The 16,263-nt window shown below is 71.8% G+C and carries 16 protein-coding genes; 10 read left to right on the top strand and 6 right to left on the bottom strand.

Features of this window, described 5'->3' with window-relative positions; all coding sequences use genetic code 11:
- The first annotated feature begins 188 nt into the window (after positions 1 to 188).
- The 6 genes from BLW84_RS18205 (at position 189) to BLW84_RS18180 (ending at position 3,705) form a co-directional block, all read left to right on the top strand.
- Complete coding sequence (locus BLW84_RS18205) at positions 189 to 968, top strand: maleylpyruvate isomerase N-terminal domain-containing protein (protein ID WP_093266807.1); 780 nt, start codon at positions 189 to 191, stop codon at positions 966 to 968.
- Between the two features lie 158 nt (positions 969 to 1,126).
- Positions 1,127 to 1,288, top strand: coding sequence for a hypothetical protein (locus BLW84_RS47515; protein WP_177226531.1), 162 nt, complete (start codon positions 1,127 to 1,129; stop codon positions 1,286 to 1,288).
- A gap of 84 nt (positions 1,289 to 1,372) precedes the next feature.
- Positions 1,373 to 1,882 carry a DUF7144 family membrane protein gene (locus BLW84_RS18195; protein ID WP_218157367.1) on the top strand — a complete coding sequence of 170 codons (510 nt, stop codon included), beginning with the start codon at positions 1,373 to 1,375 and terminating at the stop codon, positions 1,880 to 1,882.
- Positions 1,883 to 1,931: 49 nt separating this feature from the next.
- Positions 1,932 to 2,609, top strand: a complete 678-nt coding sequence (locus BLW84_RS18190; protein ID WP_093266804.1) for an MBL fold metallo-hydrolase — start codon at positions 1,932 to 1,934, stop codon at positions 2,607 to 2,609.
- Positions 2,588 to 2,992: a DUF4440 domain-containing protein gene (locus tag BLW84_RS18185; RefSeq protein WP_093266803.1), complete on the top strand. Its 405-nt coding sequence runs from the start codon at positions 2,588 to 2,590 to the stop codon at positions 2,990 to 2,992. The genes BLW84_RS18190 and BLW84_RS18185 overlap by 22 nt, the downstream gene beginning before the upstream one ends.
- Positions 2,993 to 3,093: 101 nt before the next feature.
- Positions 3,094 to 3,705, top strand: a complete 612-nt coding sequence (locus tag BLW84_RS18180; RefSeq protein WP_093266801.1) for a LysE family translocator — start codon at positions 3,094 to 3,096, stop codon at positions 3,703 to 3,705.
- A gap of 33 nt (positions 3,706 to 3,738) precedes the next feature.
- Here BLW84_RS18180 and BLW84_RS18175 read toward each other — a convergent pair whose 3' ends face one another.
- A complete protein-coding gene (locus tag BLW84_RS18175) occupies positions 3,739 to 4,809 on the bottom strand; it encodes an AI-2E family transporter (protein WP_093266800.1) in 1,071 nt (356 codons plus the stop codon).
- Between the two features lie 236 nt (positions 4,810 to 5,045).
- Here BLW84_RS18175 and BLW84_RS18170 point away from each other — a divergent pair, with 236 nt between their 5' ends.
- Positions 5,046 to 5,552 (top strand): DUF1269 domain-containing protein, encoded by a 507-nt coding sequence (locus BLW84_RS18170; protein WP_093266798.1) that lies wholly within the window; start codon positions 5,046 to 5,048, stop codon positions 5,550 to 5,552.
- A 12-nt stretch (positions 5,553 to 5,564) separates the two neighbouring features.
- Here the strand turns inward: BLW84_RS18170 and BLW84_RS18165 are convergent, their stop codons facing one another.
- Positions 5,565 to 7,361 (bottom strand): alkyl/aryl-sulfatase, encoded by a 1,797-nt coding sequence (locus tag BLW84_RS18165; RefSeq protein ID WP_093266797.1) that lies wholly within the window; start codon positions 7,359 to 7,361, stop codon positions 5,565 to 5,567.
- Positions 7,362 to 7,548: 187 nt separating this feature from the next.
- Entirely contained in the window at positions 7,549 to 9,030 is a 1,482-nt protein-coding gene (locus BLW84_RS18160; protein WP_093266795.1) for an SDR family oxidoreductase, read from the bottom strand.
- A 110-nt stretch (positions 9,031 to 9,140) separates the two neighbouring features.
- On the opposite strand from BLW84_RS18160, the gene BLW84_RS18155 reads away from it, so the two are divergent.
- Both BLW84_RS18155 and ligD read left to right on the top strand, forming a co-directional pair.
- Positions 9,141 to 10,499 (top strand): cryptochrome/photolyase family protein, encoded by a 1,359-nt coding sequence (locus BLW84_RS18155; protein ID WP_093266794.1) that lies wholly within the window; start codon positions 9,141 to 9,143, stop codon positions 10,497 to 10,499.
- A 78-nt stretch (positions 10,500 to 10,577) separates the two neighbouring features.
- Positions 10,578 to 11,576, top strand: coding sequence for a non-homologous end-joining DNA ligase (gene ligD / locus BLW84_RS18150; RefSeq protein WP_093266792.1), 999 nt, complete (start codon positions 10,578 to 10,580; stop codon positions 11,574 to 11,576).
- A gap of 6 nt (positions 11,577 to 11,582) precedes the next feature.
- Here the strand turns inward: ligD and BLW84_RS18145 are convergent, their stop codons facing one another.
- From BLW84_RS18145 to BLW84_RS18135, 3 genes are all read right to left on the bottom strand, one after another.
- Positions 11,583 to 13,190 (bottom strand): MFS transporter, encoded by a 1,608-nt coding sequence (locus BLW84_RS18145; RefSeq protein ID WP_218157366.1) that lies wholly within the window; start codon positions 13,188 to 13,190, stop codon positions 11,583 to 11,585.
- The gene (locus BLW84_RS18140) at positions 13,187 to 13,624 is read right to left on the bottom strand and encodes a DUF2871 domain-containing protein (RefSeq protein ID WP_093266791.1); all 438 of its coding nucleotides are present in this window, start codon (positions 13,622 to 13,624) and stop codon (positions 13,187 to 13,189) included. Before BLW84_RS18140 ends, BLW84_RS18145 begins: the two co-directional genes overlap by 4 nt.
- Before the next feature lie 118 nt (positions 13,625 to 13,742).
- Positions 13,743 to 14,660, bottom strand: coding sequence for an AraC family transcriptional regulator (locus BLW84_RS18135; RefSeq protein ID WP_093266790.1), 918 nt, complete (start codon positions 14,658 to 14,660; stop codon positions 13,743 to 13,745).
- A 149-nt stretch (positions 14,661 to 14,809) separates the two neighbouring features.
- Between BLW84_RS18135 and BLW84_RS18130 the strand changes: the two genes are divergently transcribed.
- On the top strand, positions 14,810 to 16,252 hold the full coding sequence (locus BLW84_RS18130) for an MFS transporter (protein ID WP_218157365.1): 1,443 nt from the start codon (positions 14,810 to 14,812) through the stop codon (positions 16,250 to 16,252).
- The last annotated feature ends 11 nt before the right edge of the window (positions 16,253 to 16,263 follow it).

The following is a 16,263-nucleotide window of genomic DNA, read 5'->3' as shown; positions in this document are numbered from 1 at the left end:
CGCGTGCGGCGCGCAGCCCGCGCAACGACCATCCCGTACCCGAACGAGTGACACGAGGAGGTCGACCGCGACTCTTCCGACGATACGCAAATTCCCCCGGAATGGGCACTGTCGCGCCTGTGGCCTGCGCAATTAAGCTCGATGTTCACCGGTCGCGAAATTCCCTCCTGCACGCAGAGGTAGACCTCATGGCTGATATCGCCCTCGGGACCGGTGGCCGCAGCGCTGCGCAGCCGGCGGCCGCCGCACAGCTCGCCCACCAGATCACGACACAGCTGACCGCCATCGACGACGCGAGCAGCCGGCTGCTGGACACGGTCGCCGGACTCGACGAGCTGGCCGTGCGCCAGCCCAGCCTGCTGCCCGGGTGGAGCAGGGCGCACGTGATCACGCACCTGGCGCGCAACGCCGACGGGTTCGGCAACCTGCTGATCTGGGCGCGGACCGGGATCGAGCACGCGATGTACGCCAGCGGCGAGGACCGGGACGAGGCCATCTCCGAAGGCGCGGTGCGCAGCCACCGGCTGCTGCTGGAGGACCTGGCGGCGTCCTGCGACCGCTTCGCGCACGCCGCCCGCGCGCTGCCGGAGGCGGCGTGGACCGCGGAGATCGCCGACGCGGTGGGCGACCCGATGCCCGCGCACCACATGCTGCGGCTGCGCCTGCTGGAGGTCTGGGTGCACCTGGTCGACCTCGATCACGACGTGGACTTCGACGACATCCCGCGGCCGGCCGCGGAGCAGCTGCTGGAGGACGTGGTGCAGCAGTACGGCGGGCGGCCGGACGTGCCCGCGCTGTCGGTCGAGGTCGACTTCGGCGACCACCGGCGGACCTGGGACCTGCGCGGCACCACCGCCCCGCCGAGCCGGGTGCGCGGCGAGCCGGGGCCGATGCTCGGCTGGCTGCTGGGCCGGACCGGCTCTGAGCTGCTGGACGGTGACTCCCCGAACCTCCCGGACTGGCTCTGAACGTCCCCGAAGACGACTGACCAGGCAAAACGCCCGCGCGAGAGCGTTGCGGGCGCGCTCGGTTCGCGTTCGGGCGAAGGGTGCGTGCACGCGCGGCAGCGCCGTGCAACCGCGACCTGGTTTCGGTCCACGGTGGACGCTCGCTCGGGTCCGCGGCGTTGCCGACGGTCGTGGTGATCACCACCATCGGCACGGAGGTCGGCGCGATGCCGCCGAGCGCCGCCTCCGCCCTGGTCCGCGCGGCGATGATCAGCGTGCTCGTCCTCCCGATGCTGGGGCTGCGCCTCAGCCGGTCGGCCGTGGCGAAGTCGACCGCCTGATCACCCGGTCGAGCTGCACGAATGACCCGAACGCGCGACTCTGTCCGTGGATACGTCATCGAGCAACTTGAGGGGGCGTGCACGATGTCCAGTCCGCAGACCGGGCCCGAGTCCCAGGCGAAGGCCGAGGGGACGATGCCCGAGCAGACCGCTGTGCCTGAGCAGGCCGCTGCGCCTGCGGAGCAGAAGCAGTGGGCGATGGCGCCCGCGCAGCCCACCGGCATGATGTCCGGGTGGCTGGCGTTCGCCGGGTCGCTGCTCGCGATGATCGGCATCTTCAACATCATCGGCGGGATCACCGCGTTGTTCCGGCCCACCTACTACCTCGTCGGAACCGCTCAGCTGCTGGTCTTCGACTTCGCCGCCTGGGGCTGGTTCTGGCTGGCGCTGGGCGTCGTGCAGGTGGCGGCCGGCGTCGGCTGCCTGTACGGGCAGATGTGGGCGCGGATGACAGGCATCGCGCTGGCCGCGCTGAGCGCGATCGCGCACCTGGCGTTCCTCGCGGCGTTCCCGCTGTGGTCGCTGGTGGTCATCGCGCTGTCCGTGCTGGTGATCTACGGCCTGATGGTGCCTCAGCGGGGAGCAGCCGCCTGACCGGCGATCATCCGCCGGAGCCGCGAGCGCGGGGCGTTAGGCTCGGGCCGTGGAGCTTCAAGGACAGTACGACGGACACGTCGAACCAGGTGGTGCCCCGGCGCGCCGCGAACTGGACGCGCTGACCATCACCAAGATGTCGGTCGGTCCGATGGACAACAACGCGTACCTGCTGGTGTGCCGCCGCACCGGCGACGCGCTGCTGATCGACGCCGCCAACGACTCGGAGCGGCTGGCCGACCTGCTCGGCCACGACGCCCAGCGTCCGCGGCTGCGCACCATCGTGACCACCCACCAGCACGCCGACCACTGGCAGGCGCTGGGCGCGGTCGCCGGCCAGACCGGGTGCTTCACGCTGGCGCACCCGGCGGACGCCGATGCGCTGCCGGTGCCGCCGGACCGCCTGGTCGAGCAGGGCGACACCATCGAGCTCGGCGAGTCCCAGCTGTCGGTGATCCACCTGCGCGGCCACACGCCGGGGTCGATCGCCCTGCTCTACCGCGACCCGAACGGGCACCCGCACCTGTTCACCGGCGACTCCCTGTTCCCGGGCGGCGTGGGCAAGACGAGCTCCCCGGAGAACTTCCGGTCGCTGATCGACGACGTGGAGAACCGGATCTTCGCCGAGCTGCCGGACGACACCTGGTTCTACCCGGGCCACGGCGACGACTCGACGCTCGGGGCGGAGCGCCCCAAGCTCGCCGAGTGGCGCGAGCGCGGCTGGTGAGCGCCGACCTCGCGGCCGAGGTCGAGCGGGTGCACCGGCTGCTCGCGGAGTGGCTGGGCACGGACTGCGGGCCCGCGGTGCTGGAAGCGCTGCGGGCCGCGCACGCCGACGACTTCACCATGATCACCACCGATGGCAGGCCGATGACGGTCGAGGACCTCTTCGGCGCCCTCGCCGGTGCCCGGAACGCGGCGCCGGGCCTGACCATCGAGATCGACGAGATCACCACGGCGGCGGACGCGGCGGACTTCGCGGTGGTCCACTTCCGCGAAACCCACCACCACGAGGGCACGACGACCCGCCGCAGGACGACGGCGGTCCTGCGGCGAACCGGCGAAGGCCTCCGCTGGCAGCACCTCCACGAAACGGCAGAAGCGGACTGAACCAGGCGCCGTGGGTCTTCCGGCAGCCCGGGAGATCCACGGGACCGCCGACTCCGCAAATCCGTCGCCACCGGCGGCGGCGCGGTGGTAGCAATACCCGGGTGAGCGTTGAATTTCTGCTGACTTCACTGGTAATCGTCGCGACGCCGGGCACCGGCATGCTCTACACGCTGGCGGCCGGGCTTTCCCGCGGGGCCCGGGCCAGCTTCATCGCAGCCGTGGGCTGCACCCTCGGGATCGTCCCGCACATGCTCGCCGCCATCACCGGGCTCGCCGCGCTGCTGCACACCAGCGCCGTCGCGTTCCAGGTCATCAAGTACCTGGGTGTGGCCTACCTGCTCTACATGGCGTGGAGCACGTTGCGGGACAAGGGCGCGCTCACCGTGGAGCAGGACACGGCGCCGCGCTCGGCGGCGAAGGTGATCGTCTCCGGCGTCCTGGTGAACATACTCAACCCGAAGCTCACCATCTTCTTCTTCGCGTTCCTGCCGCAGTTCGTGAGCAGCGCGGAGCCGAACGCGTTCCTCCGCATGGTCGAGCTGAGCGGTGTGTTCATGCTGCTGACGTTCGTGGTCTTCGCCGCCTGCGGCGCGTTCGCCGCCGCGATCCGCAACCACGTGATCAGCCGCCCCCGGGTGCTGGCCTGGATGCGCCGCACCTTCGCGGCGGCGTTCGTCGCCCTCGGCGCCAAACTCGCCTTCACCGAGCGGTGACTCGCGCGGCCGGAAACGCTCGCCGAGGCGCGATCAGCGCGCGGCGGTGTGTTCGGCGCGGAACTGGCGGATGAGGACCTTCAGGGCCGCCGCGATGGGGAGCGCGGTCAGGGCTCCGAGGACTCCCGCGAGCGCCGCACCGAGCAGGATCGCGACGAACGCGCCGAGCGGGCTCAGCTCCACCGTCTTCGCGAAGATGCGCGGTGCGATCAGGTAGTTCTCCACCATCTGGTACAGGCAGAAGAAGATCAGCGTCACCACCGCCAGCGTCAGGCTTTGGCTCAGTGCGACGAGGATTCCCGTCACCGACGCCAGCGTGGCGCCGACCTGCGGAATCGCGTCGAACAGGGCGACGACCAGCGCCAGCAGCGCCGGATAGGGCACTCCGGCGATGAGGAAGAACAGGTACGAGGTGATCCCGGCGCACAGGCAGACCCCGGCCTGCCCGGTGACGTAGCCGCCGACGCGGCCCATCGCCTCGCGCAGGGCCTCGGCCCGGCCCTCGTGGGCCGATGCGCCGCGTTCCACCGCGGCGTTGACCCGGGGCATCGCCAGCGAGAAGTAGACCATCAGGGCTCCCGCGGTGCAGGCGGCGAAGATGCCGCCGAAGAACGCCCCGAGCGCCGCGAACCCCGCCGCCAAGGTGCTCGTCACGACGCCCGTTACCGCGCCCACCGCCTTCTGCAGCTGCTCGTGCACGCTCGGATCGTTCAGCCTCGCCTGCAGCTCGGGGTCGACGCTGAGCCTCGCCGCGATGCCGCTGACGAGCTCCGGGAGCTCCGAAACGAACAGCCCGACCTGCCCCACAGCGGGCACCAACGCCAGCAGCACGAGCGCGCCGATGAGCAGCACGATCCCCAGGAGCAGCACCAGCAGGGCCAGCCCGCGCCGCCAGCCGTGCCGGTGCAGCCAGGCGATGATCGGCTCCACCCCGAGCGCCAGGAAGAACCCGAGGAAGATCAGGATCAGCATGCTGCGGGCCGAGTACGCCAGCACCGCGACGACCCCGACCACCAGGTACACGCAGGCGATCTTCGCGTGGTCGAACAGCGTGAGCCCCGGCCGCCCGCCCGCCGGGACACCGCCGTCTTCCGCACCGCTCATTCCGCACCGCCTCCCCAGCCCAGTGGCGGGGCGCCGTCCCGCAGTACCGCCACTGTCCGTCCGCCGGGCGCGGCGCGCAAAACACGGCGGAGCCGGCCCGCCACGACCTGGCCGGAACCCCGGCGCCTTCTTCACTCTTTCGGGTTTTGTCCGGGCTGCGTGGGGGTGGGCGGACGGTTCTACTGGGCGGGCTGGACCCACCCAGCCGTGGAATCGCTCAATTCCGAGGAGAACCGATGGCCACTTTGACCGCCTGGAAGTTCGACAGCCCGGAAGGCGCCGAGGGGGCAGCGCAGCAGCTGCAGTCCCTGCAGAAGGAAGGGCTGATCACCATCCACGACGCGGCCACCGTGACGTGGCCAGAGTCGGCGAAGAAACCGAAGACTCGGCAGCTGCACGACCTGACCGGGGCAGGCGCGCTCGGCGGCATGTTCTGGGGCCTGCTGTTCGGGTTGATCTTCTTCGTGCCGATCCTCGGCGCCGCCATCGGGGCCGCGACCGGGGCGCTGGCCGGCTCGTTGACCGATGCGGGCATCGACGACGACTTCATCGACGAGACGCGGAACAAGGTCGTGCCTGGCACGTCGGCGCTGTTCCTGCTCAGCGACAACGCGGTGCTGGACCGGATCAAGGAGCACTTCCCCGGCAGCCACGCCGAACTCATCCACACGAACCTGTCCAACGAGCAGGAAGCCGCGCTGCGCCACGCGTTCGAGGACACCGAGACGAAGCCCGCCGGCTGAGCGAGCAGGCCGTCAGGGCGTCACGATCGGGAAGCTCGGGTCGGGCTCGTCCGCGAGGTCGAGCAGGCGCCCGAGGGCGCTGCGGTCGCCCCGGTAGTCGATGCCCTCGGGCTTCCGGCCGGCGACCAGCCCGACCAGTTGGGCCTTCGTCAGCGTGAGGGCGAGCTCGGCGGGTTCGGCTTCCCGGACGGGTTCCTGGACCAGCACGCCGTTGGACAGCGTGGTCCGCACGTGTTCGTCGGCGTCCGCGACGTGCCAGTCGATGACCAGTCCGGTGCCGGCGGCGCGCGGGCCGTCGATGCGGATCGCCACCGAGTCCAGGATCTGCCCGACCGTCAGCGCCGCGGCCATCCCGCCGGAGATGGACGTCGGCGTCGGGACGATCCCGTGGCGGAGTTCGTGGGCTCCGGTGAGGTAGTAGTTCCGCCACGTCGCGTTCTCCGAGCCGAACCCGAGCCGCTGGTAGGTGTCCGCGAGCAGTTCCTCGGCGGCGGCGTGGCCCGGCTCGGCGAACACGGCGTGCTTCAGCAGCTGCGCCGCGAACCGCAGGTCCCCCTCGGACACGTATTCGCGGGCCTTCTCCACCACGCGATCGACGCCGCCGATGCAGTCGACGTAGCGCTTCGCTGACTCCGCGGGCGGATGTTCCCAGAGCGAAGCCGGATTGCCGTCGAACCAGCCCATGTAGCGCTGGTACACCGCCTTGACGTTGTGGCTCACCGAGCCGTAGTAGCCGCGCGCGTGCCAGGCGCCGGCGAGCGCCGGGGGCAGCTGGATCAGCTCGGCGATCTCGACGCCCGTGTAGCCGAGGTTGATCAGCCGCAGCGTCTGGTCGTGCAGGTAGGCGTACAGGTCGCGTTGCTCGGTCAGGAACTTCCGGACGCGGTCGCCGCCCCAGGTCGGCCAGTGGTGGGAGGCGAACGCTACGTCGGTCTGCCCGGCGTAGCGCGTGATGGTCTCCGTGAGGTAGCGCGACCACATGCGGGCGTCGCGAACCTCGGCGCCGCGCAAGGTGAGGACGTTGTGCATGTTGTGGGTCGCGTTCTCCGCCAGGCACAGCGCGCGGTGCTGCGGGAAGTGGAAGTTCATCTCCGCCGGCGCCTCGGTGCCCGGCGTGAGCTGGAACTCGATGCGCACGCCGTCGAGCGTCTCCTCCTGCCCGGTGCGGGTGATGTCCGTCGTGGGCGGGATCAGCGACACGCGGCCCTTCGACACGGCCTGCCCCAGACCGGTGCCGACCTGCCCGTCCGGGCCGATCGGCAGCACCATGCCGTACTGGTAGGCGCCGCGCCGGGCCATCGCGGTCCCGGCGTAGACGTTCTCCGACACGGCGTGCGCCATGAACCCGGCCGGCGCCAGGACCGGCACGTCGCCGGGCGTGACGCCTTCGACGCCGCCGAAGTGGTCGACGTGGGAGTGCGTGTAGATCACCGCCGTGACCGGGCGGTCGCCGCGGTGCCGCCGGTAGAGGGCCAGCGCCGCCGCGGCGGTCTCGACGGACACCAGCGGGTCGATCACGATCGCGCCGCGCTCGCCCTCGACCAGCGTCATGTTCGACAGGTCGAGGCCGCGGACCTGGTAGATGCCCGGGACGATCTCGTAGAGCCCTTGCCTGGCGCACAGCTGGGACTGCCGCCACAGGCTGGGATCGACCGTCGCCGGGCAGTCGTCGGCCAGGAAGCCGTACGCGTCGCCGTCCCACACGGCGCGTCCCTGGTCGTCCTGCACCGCGCCGGGTTTCAGCGCGGTGATGAACCCGCGGTCGGCATCGTCGAAATCGGCGCGATCGGAGAAGGGCAGCTCACTCACGAGACACTCCTGAACGTCCGCGAACACCTCGCGCGCCTCGGGACTGGAGCCTTCGCGTCGTGCCGAATCGCGCACTGGAACAGCGAATCCAGTACAGCCGCTCACCGGCGTGCCCGCATCGTGAACGGTGCGAACGTGTCTGCGACAGGCTCGGCCGTGCCCGGCGAAAAGAAGTGTCCACTGAGGACTAAGCGGTCGCGGCGTGCTCGGCGGCGCTGGTGATGTTGCGGGCCATTCCGCCGAAGACCAGGCCGTGGAACGGCGCCACCGCCCACCAGTAGGCGTGGCCGAGCAGGCCCCTCGGGATGAACACCGCGCGCTGGCGGTAGCAGGCCCCGGCCGCCCCGCCGGGCTCCACCGACATCTCCAGCCAGGCCCGCCCCGGCACCCTCATCTCCGCTCGCAGCCGGAGGTAGCGGCCGTCCACGAGTTCCTCCACGCGCCACCAGTCGAGCGCGTCACCGGTGCGCAGGCGGCGCGGATCCCGGCGGCCCCGCCGCAGGCCGACGCCGCCGATCAGGCGGTCGGCCCAGCCCCGCACGGCCCACGCGAGCGGGAACGAGTACCAGCCGTTGCGACCACCGATCCCTTCCACGACCCGCCAGACGTCCCGCGCCGGCGCGGTGGTCCGGTGCTCGCGCACGTCCCGGTACGCACTGCCCCCGGACCACGGCGGGTCCGACGGCAGCGGCTCCCACGGGGCGCCCGCCGGAGACGCGTCCGACCACCTCGTTTCCACCTCGCCGCGCCGGATCTTCCGCAGGGCGAGACCGACCGCGTCCCGGTAGCTCGTCGTCCCGCCCTCCGGCGGCGGGACGAACTCGTCGATGTCGTGCTCGGCGCAGATCGCCTCGTTGATCAGCGACTCGATCAGCGGCGCGCCGATGCTGCGCGGCACGGGGGTGACGATGTTGATCCAGAGCGAGCTCAGCCGGGGCGTGAGCACGCCGACCGGCACCATCCGCCGCCGCGGGAGCCCGGCCACCGCCGCGAAACCGCTCATCATCTCCGCGTAGGTCAGCACGTCCGGACCGCCGATGTCGAAGGTCCGGTTGACCGCTGCCGGTATCCGCGCCGCGCCGACCAGGTAGTGCAGCACGTCGCGGATCGCGATCGGCTGCACCCGGTTGCGCACCCAGCTCGGCGTGACCATCAGCGGCAGCCGTTCGGTGAGGTAGCGCAGCATCTCGAAGCTCGCCGAGCCGGATCCGATGATCACCGCCGCCTGCAGGGCGACCGCCGGAACTCCGCCGCGCAGCAGGATCTCGCCGACCTCGGCGCGCGATCGGAGGTGCTCGGACAACTGACCGGAGGCGGGGTGCACGCCACCGAGGTAGACGATCCGCGCCACGCCCGCCCGCTCCGCCTCGGCCGCCACGGTGGCCGCGGACCGCCGGTCGAGATCGGCGAATTCCTTCTTCGCCAACGAGTGGACCAGGTAGTACAGGACGTCGGCGCCTTCGCAGGCGGAGCGCACCTGGTCGGCGTCGAGCAGGTCGCCGCGCACCACCTCGACCCGGTCGCGCCACGGCACGTCGCGGAGCTTCTCCGGGGAGCGGACGAGGCAGCGGACCCGGTGGCCCGCGTCGAGCAGCAGCGGCACCAGGCGGCCGCCGATGTAGCCGGTCGCTCCGGTCACGAGGCAGAGCCGGGACGTGGATTCCGCCATTGCGGAAACGTAGGACCCGGGCCCGGCACCGACAAGTCGGGGCGCCGCTGCGCCTGAACCGCGCGCGGTCCAGAATCTGCGGACCGGACGACGAAACGGGGTCGAGGCCCTTGCGCACGGCGATCTGCCTGTTCACGCGCGATCTGCGGATCCACGACAACCCCGTGCTGCTCGCCGCCGCGGCAGCCGATCGCGTGGTGCCCCTGTTCGTGCTGGACGACGCCGTGCTGGCGGGCCCGTTCAACCGGCCGAACCGGATGGCGTTCCTGCTGGACTGCCTGCGCGACCTCCGGCGATCGCTGCGCGAACTCGGTGGCGGGCTGGTCGTCCGGCGCGGCAGCCCGTCCGCCGAGGTCGCGGCGCTGGCCGACGAGGTCGGCGCGACGGAGGTGCACGTCGCCGCCGACGTCAGCGCCCACGCCACCGCACGCGCGAACGAGTTGCGCCAGGTCCTGGCGGAGCGCAGCTGCGCCCTGCACGTGCACGACGCGGTGATCACCGCGCAGCCCGCGGGGTTCCTCACCCCGGCGGGCAACGACCACTTCGCGGTCTTCACGCCGTACTTCCGGCGCTGGGCCGAGGCCCCGATGCGGCGGTCCGCCGCGGCCCCGGAGCGCTTGCGGATGCCCGATGTCCGCACCGGCACCCTGCCCGCCCGGGCGGATCTCGCGCCGGGCGACCTGTCGCCGCGCCTGCCCTCCGGCGGTGAGACCAAGGCCAGGCAGCGGATGCGGGACTGGCTGGCGGACGGCGTCGCCGGCTACGTCGAGGGCCACGACGATCTCGCCGCGGACGCCACCTCGCGGCTGTCGCCACACCTGCACTTCGGCTGCGCGTCGCCGGTGGAACTGGTCGAGCGGGCCGGTCGCGGCGAGGGCGACCAGGCCTTCGTCCGCCAGCTGGCCTGGCGGGACTTCCACCACCAAGTGCTGGCCGCCCGCCCCGAGTGCAGCCACCGGGACTACCGCGCCCGGAACTACCGCTGGCGCGACGATCCCCAGGCGTTGCGCGCGTGGCAGGAGGGACGCACCGGCATCCCGATCGTCGACGCCGGGATGCGCCAGCTGGCCGAGGAGGGCTGGATGCACAACCGGGCCCGGATGATCACCGCCAGCTTCCTGACCAAAACGCTCTACCTCGACTGGCGCCTCGGCGCCCGGCACTTCTTCGACCTGCTGGTCGACGGCGACATCGCCAACAACGACATGAACTGGCAGTGGGTCGCGGGAACCGGGACCGATTCCCGGCCGAACCGGGTCCTCAACCCGACCCGCCAGGCCACGCGCTACGACCCGGCGGGCGACTACATCCGCCGGTACTTGCCGGAACTCGACGGTCTCCCGGTGGGCCAGCTGCACGAACCGCGGCGCATCGACCCGGCCGAGCGGGCCCGGCGCGGCTACCCGGCGCCGATCGTCGACGTCGACGACGCCAACGCCGAGTTCCGCGCCGCCCGCGGCAAAGCCTGACCCGAGAATCGAACATCCCGGTGGCCGGGCCTGCGACGACCTAGGCTTGCGGCGGGTGACCGAGTGGAGGGTTGTGCGATGGGTGAGGGCGTCACGGTGGACGTCGGGGGCACCGAGGTTTCGGTTTCGCATCCCGACAAGGTCTTCTTCAGCCGGCGCGGCGAGACGAAGCTCGACCTCGTCCGGTACTACCAGGCCGTCGCCGGCCCGCTGCTGGGCACGTTGCAGGGGCGGCCGCTGCTGCTGGAGCGGTACCCGGACGGCGCCGGCGGCAAGTCGTTCTTCCAGAAGCGGGTGCCGAAGTCCGCGCCGCCCTGGCTGCAGACCACCGTCGTCGCCACGCCCAACGGCACCACCAGCGACGCGCTCGTCGCCGCCGACCTGGCGCACATCGTCTGGGCCGTGAACCTGGGGTGCCTCGGGTTCCACGTCTGGCCGTACCACGCCGACACGCCGGAGATCGCCGACGAGCTGCGCATCGACCTCGACCCCTCCCCCGGCGTGCGGTATCCGCAGGTGCTGGAGGCCGCCGTGGCGACCAGGGAACTGCTCGCCGAGGACGGCATCGCCGCGGAGGTGAAGACGTCGGGCTCCCGGGGCCTGCACATCTACGCTTCGCTGGAACCGCGCTGGGACAGCTACGAGGTGCGGGCCGCCGCGGTCGCGCTGGCCCGCGAGCTGGAGCGCCGCCACTCCGAGCTCATCACCGCGAAGTGGTGGAAGGAGGAGCGGGGCGCGCGGGTTTTCGTCGACTTCAACCAGAACGCCCCGCACAAGACGGTCTTCGGCGCGTGGTGCGTGCGGCCCCGGGTGGGTGCGCAGGTCTCGACCCCGATCGGCTGGGACGAACTCGACTCGGTCGACCCCGACGAGCTCACCATCGCGACCGTGCCGGGCCGGGTCGCAGAGCTCGGTGATCCGTGGGCCGACCGGCGGCCGCAGTCGATCGAGCCGCTGCTCGAACGGTCCCGGCGGGACATGGCCGCCGGGTTGCTGGACGCGCCGTGGCCGCCGGTCTACCCGAAGCAGCCCAACGAGCCGCCCCGCGTCGCGCCGAGCCGCGCCAAGAAGTCCTGACCGGCCTCATCGGCGCACGTCGATCGCCCGCCGAGCGGCCACAGCGGACACCCGGGTGGCGCCGATCAGTCCCAGCACCAGGAAAGCCGCGTTGAACAGCACCGCGTCGCGGGTCGCGTCGCCGAATCCGCGGGACAGCGCCGGGACGACCGCGGGGTCGGTCGTGCGGAGCTCGCCGATCAGCGCACCGGCCGATTCGCGGGTGCCTTCGGCCAGCTCGTGCGCGGCGTGGGGCGGGACGTTCGCGGCGAGCAGCTCGGCTTCGGTGGCGTCCGACAGGCCGAAGGCGAGCACCGCGCCGGCGATGGCCGTGCCCAGCGCCGCCCCGAGCTGGCGCACCGTGCTCTGCGTCGCCGATCCCTGCCCGGACTTCGCGGCCGGAATGTCGGCCAGCGTCGTGCCGGTCAGCTGCGCGGCGGCCAGGCCCAGGCCCGCGCCGTAGCCGACGAGCAGCAGCGCGAGCAGCCACGGCGAGATCTCGGGGCCGACGACGAGTGCGATCGCGAGGACTGCGACGACCTCCAGCAGCAGGCCGGTCACGACGACCTTCGGCGGGCCGAGCCGGGCGGCGAGGTGCCGTGCGGCTGCCCCGGACGCGAACGCGCCCGCCGCCATCGCGGCCAGCACCAGCCCGGCCGACATCGTGCTCATGGCCAGCACGTTCACCAGGAACAGCGGTAGCACGAAGAGCAGCCCGAACTCGCCGACCGCGACCGCCAACGCCGTCAGGTTTCCCCACCGGAAGGCCGGGATGCCGAACAGGCCGAGGTCCAGGATCACCGAGCGGCCGATGCGGGCGCGGTGGCGCTCCCACGCGACGAACAGCACCAGCGCGAGCAGGCCGATCGCGGCGCTGGGCACGACGATCGACACCGGCGCCGTTCTCGGCCAGGTGAAGCCGAGAACGGCGAAGTCCGCCGCCGGCCGCCACCAGCCCAGCGCGGCGCCTTCGATCACCGCGAACACGACTGCACCGAAGCCCAGCACGCTCAGCAGCAGCCCCGCGACGTCGCGCCCCGGCGCGGCCGCCGCGGCGCGGGTCTCGGGCACGACGAGCCAGGCGCCGGCCAGCACGACCGCCGCGATCGGCAGGTTGACCAGGAAGATCCACTGCCAGCTCGCCGAACTCGTCAGCCAGCCGCCCAGCAGCGGGCCGACGGCCGCCATCCCGGAGATGACCGAACCCCAGATGGCGAAGGCGATCGCCCGGTCCCGCCCGCGGAACACCGCGTTGACCGTGGAGAGGGTCGCGGGCAGCACCGCGGCGCCGCCGACGCCCTGCACGACCCGGGCGGCGATCAGCCCACCGGCGCTGCCCGCGAGCCCGGCGAGCAGGCTGCCCGCCGCGAACACCACGACACCGACGACGAACAGGCGCCGCCGCCCGAGGCGGTCGCCGAGGCTGCCCGCGGTCAGCAGCAGCGCCGCGAACACCACCGAGTACAGGCTGTTGATCCACTGCGCGTCGCTGATGTCCAGCGACAGGTCACCGATGATGACCGGGAGCGCGACCCCGACGATCGTGCCGTCGACGACGATCATCGACAGCCCGGCGGCGAGCACCGCCAACGCCGCCCACTTGTGCGGCGGGCCCGCGCTGCCCGGCTCGGTCACCGGATCGCTTCGATGCGCTGCTCGGCGTTCTCCTTGCCGGGCAACGCCTTTCGCAGCGCCAGGAACAGGTGGATCAGGCCGAGCGTGATCAGGATGTGGCCGAGCCCGGCGATGCCGGAGATCGCCGCCGAGCTCTCGTTGCCCAGCACGGTCAGCGTGCCGTGCACGAGCATCATCGCCGCGGTGAGGGCGAGGCCGGAGTTGTAGAACCAGAAGAACAGGGTGAACAGCTTGTTCCCGGACAGCGCGAAGGCCTTGTCCAGCGCCAGCACCAGCAGGAAGAACAGCATCCCCAGCGCGAGCAGGTGGGTGTGCAGCACGGAGAGCTGGGTGTCGCCGGTGAAGTCCAGCGCCTTGGTGAACTCGCGGTAGTACAGCCCCGCGGCCAGCCCGAGGACCATGTAGATCAGTGCCGACCAGTACAGCTTCTTCATCGCCGATGCGCTTCCTTCCAAACCGGGGCGTTCCACCGGCATCCACTGTGGCCGGGCCGGCCGCCCGGCACATCGCACCGCGGGATGGCCGCGCGGAGCCGAAGGGTGCACCGCGAAATCAACCGTTCGACCGATGCGCGAGCTGCTCGCGGCGGTACTGGCCCGGGGCCGCGCCGTGCGCCCGCTTGAACGCCTTGGCGAACGCGTATTCCGAGGCATAGCCGACCTCTTCGGCGATCATCGACAGCGCCGCGTCGGTTTCGCGGAGGCGGCGGGCCGCGGTGATCATCCGCCACCTGGTCAGGTAGGTCAGCGGCGGTTCGCCGACCAGCGCGGTGAAGCGGCGGGAGAAGGTGGCGCGCGACATCCCGATCCGCGCGCCGAGCCCCTCGACCGTCCACTGGTGCGCGGGATCGTCGTGCATCGCGGCGAGGGCGGCGGTGATCGCCCGGTCCTGGAACACCGAGGCCCAGCCCGTGATGCGGTCACCTTCGGCCCGCTCGTCGAACCAGGCCCGCAGCGTGCAGATGAGCAGCACGTCCAGCAGGGCGGGCACCATCGCGTCCCGGCCGGGCCGGTCGCCGGCGAGCTCGGCGGTGAGCAGGTCGACCGCCGCGCGCAGTTCGGGATGGCGGCCGAGGCGCGCCGGAACGTGCACCACCTCGGGCAGCTCGTCCAGCAGCGGATGCGACCAGCCGGGAGCGAACTCGTACACGCCGCAGAGCAGCGTCGAACGCGCGCCCGCACCGTCGACCACGCGCGGCTCGCCCGGCCCGGGGATCTCGTCGAGCGGCGTGTCCGGGCTGTCGGCGAGCCCGTGGCCCTCGTCCAGGTACAGGAACGCGACGTCGCCGACGCCCAGCGGGACCGGTTCGGCGGTGCGCGGGATCAGCCAGCAGGAACCCTGCAGCACCACGTGGAATCCCGCGCCCGACGCCTTCGAGTACCGGCGCCCCCACGGCGCGTGCCGGACGAACGTTCCCGAGGCGGGCCGCCCGGTGCGCAGCGCGGCGACGGTGTCACTCAGCACATCCACGCCGGAATCCTATCGTGCGCCCACTTGATACGACCGGACATCAAATCGAGATTCTCAGCCATCGTTCGTCTCATGATCTCGGACTAGCTTTGCTTCAGAGCGGGCCGATCCGACCCGCGGTCCGCAGATCTCACCGGGAAGACTCGTCGATGACTCAGAACGCTTCGCAGCAACCCCGACGGCGCGGCCTGTCGCTGGGCGTGCTGGTGACCATGCAGTTGATGGTCGTCCTGGACGGCACCGTCGTCACCGTCGCGCTGCCGTCCATCCAGGACGAGCTGGGATTCTCGCCGTCCGGGCTGGCCTGGGTGGTGAACTCCTACCTGATCGCCTTCGCCGGGCTGCTGTTGTTGTCCGGGCGGCTCGGCGACCTGATCGGGGGCAAGAAGGTGTTCCTGGCCGGGTTGATCACCTTCACCGCCGCGTCGGTGCTGTGCGGGGTGGCGGTCGATCCGGCGATGCTGGTCGTCGGGCGGTTCGCGCAGGGCGTCGGCGGTGCGCTGTCGTCCGCGGTGATCCTGGGCATGATCGCCGGGCTGTACCCGCGGCCCGGCGAGCAGGCCAGGGCGATGGGCATCTACAGCTTCGTCTCCGCCGGTGGCGGCGCGATCGGGCTCATCGCCGGTGGCGTCATCACCCGGACCCTGGGCTGGGAAGGCGCTTTCCTGGTGAACGTGCCGATCGGCGTGGTGACGCTCGTGCTGGCGGTCCGCGTGCTGGCCGACTCCCCCGGGCTCGGCTTCCGCCGCGGCGCCGACCTCCTGGGCGCGGTCCTGGTGACCGCCGGGCTGTCGCTGGGCGTGTACTCGATCGTGCAGCTCGCCGAGCCGACCAGCAGCACTGGGACGACGCTCGGCTGCGCCGTGGTCGCCGTCGCCCTGGTGGCGGCTTTCCTGGTGCGCCAAGCGAAAACCGCCACTCCGCTGCTGCCGCTGCGGATCTTCCGGAGCCGGCAGCTCTCCGCCGCCAACGTCATCGTGGTGCTCGTCTTCGCCGCGGGCTTCGGCTTCCAGTTCCTCAACGCGCTGTACCTGCAGCGGGTGCTGGGCTTCGACTCGCTGCAGACCGGCCTGGCCTTCGTCCCGGCACCGGTGACGCTCGGCACCGTCTCGCTGTTCTTCGCCGCCCGGCTGACCGACCGGTTCGGCGCCCGGAAGGTGCTGCTCACCGGCCTGTTCGCGCTGGGCTCCGGGCTGGCGCTGCTCAGCCGCGCCCCGGTGGGTGGCGACTACTTCGCGGACGTGCTGCCGACGCTCTTCCTGATGGGTGCCGGGATGGGGCTGGCGATACCCGCCGTCATCACCATGGCCATGTCGGGCGCCGACCCGCGCGACGCCGGGCTGGCCTCCGGGCTCAACAACACCGCCCAGCAGGCCGGGGCGGCCGTCGGGCTCGCGACCCTGGCGACGCTCGCCGCCGGGCACACCGACACCCGGCTCCAGGCCGGCGCGGACGCGCTGTCGGCACTGCGCGACGGCTACAGCATGAGCTTCCTCCTCTCCGCAGGTTTCGTGTTCGCCGGCCTCGTGATCGCCTTCGTCGCCCTGCGCCCGGCGCCGAAGCCGGAGCCCGTCGTCGAAGCGGCGAGCTGAACCCCGTCTGC

Source organism: Saccharopolyspora shandongensis, from assembly GCF_900106995.1.
Lineage (GTDB): Bacteria > Actinomycetota > Actinomycetes > Mycobacteriales > Pseudonocardiaceae > Saccharopolyspora > Saccharopolyspora shandongensis.
The sequence above is the reverse complement of the archived record's forward strand: the minus strand, read 5'-3'. Positions and strand labels throughout refer to the sequence as shown.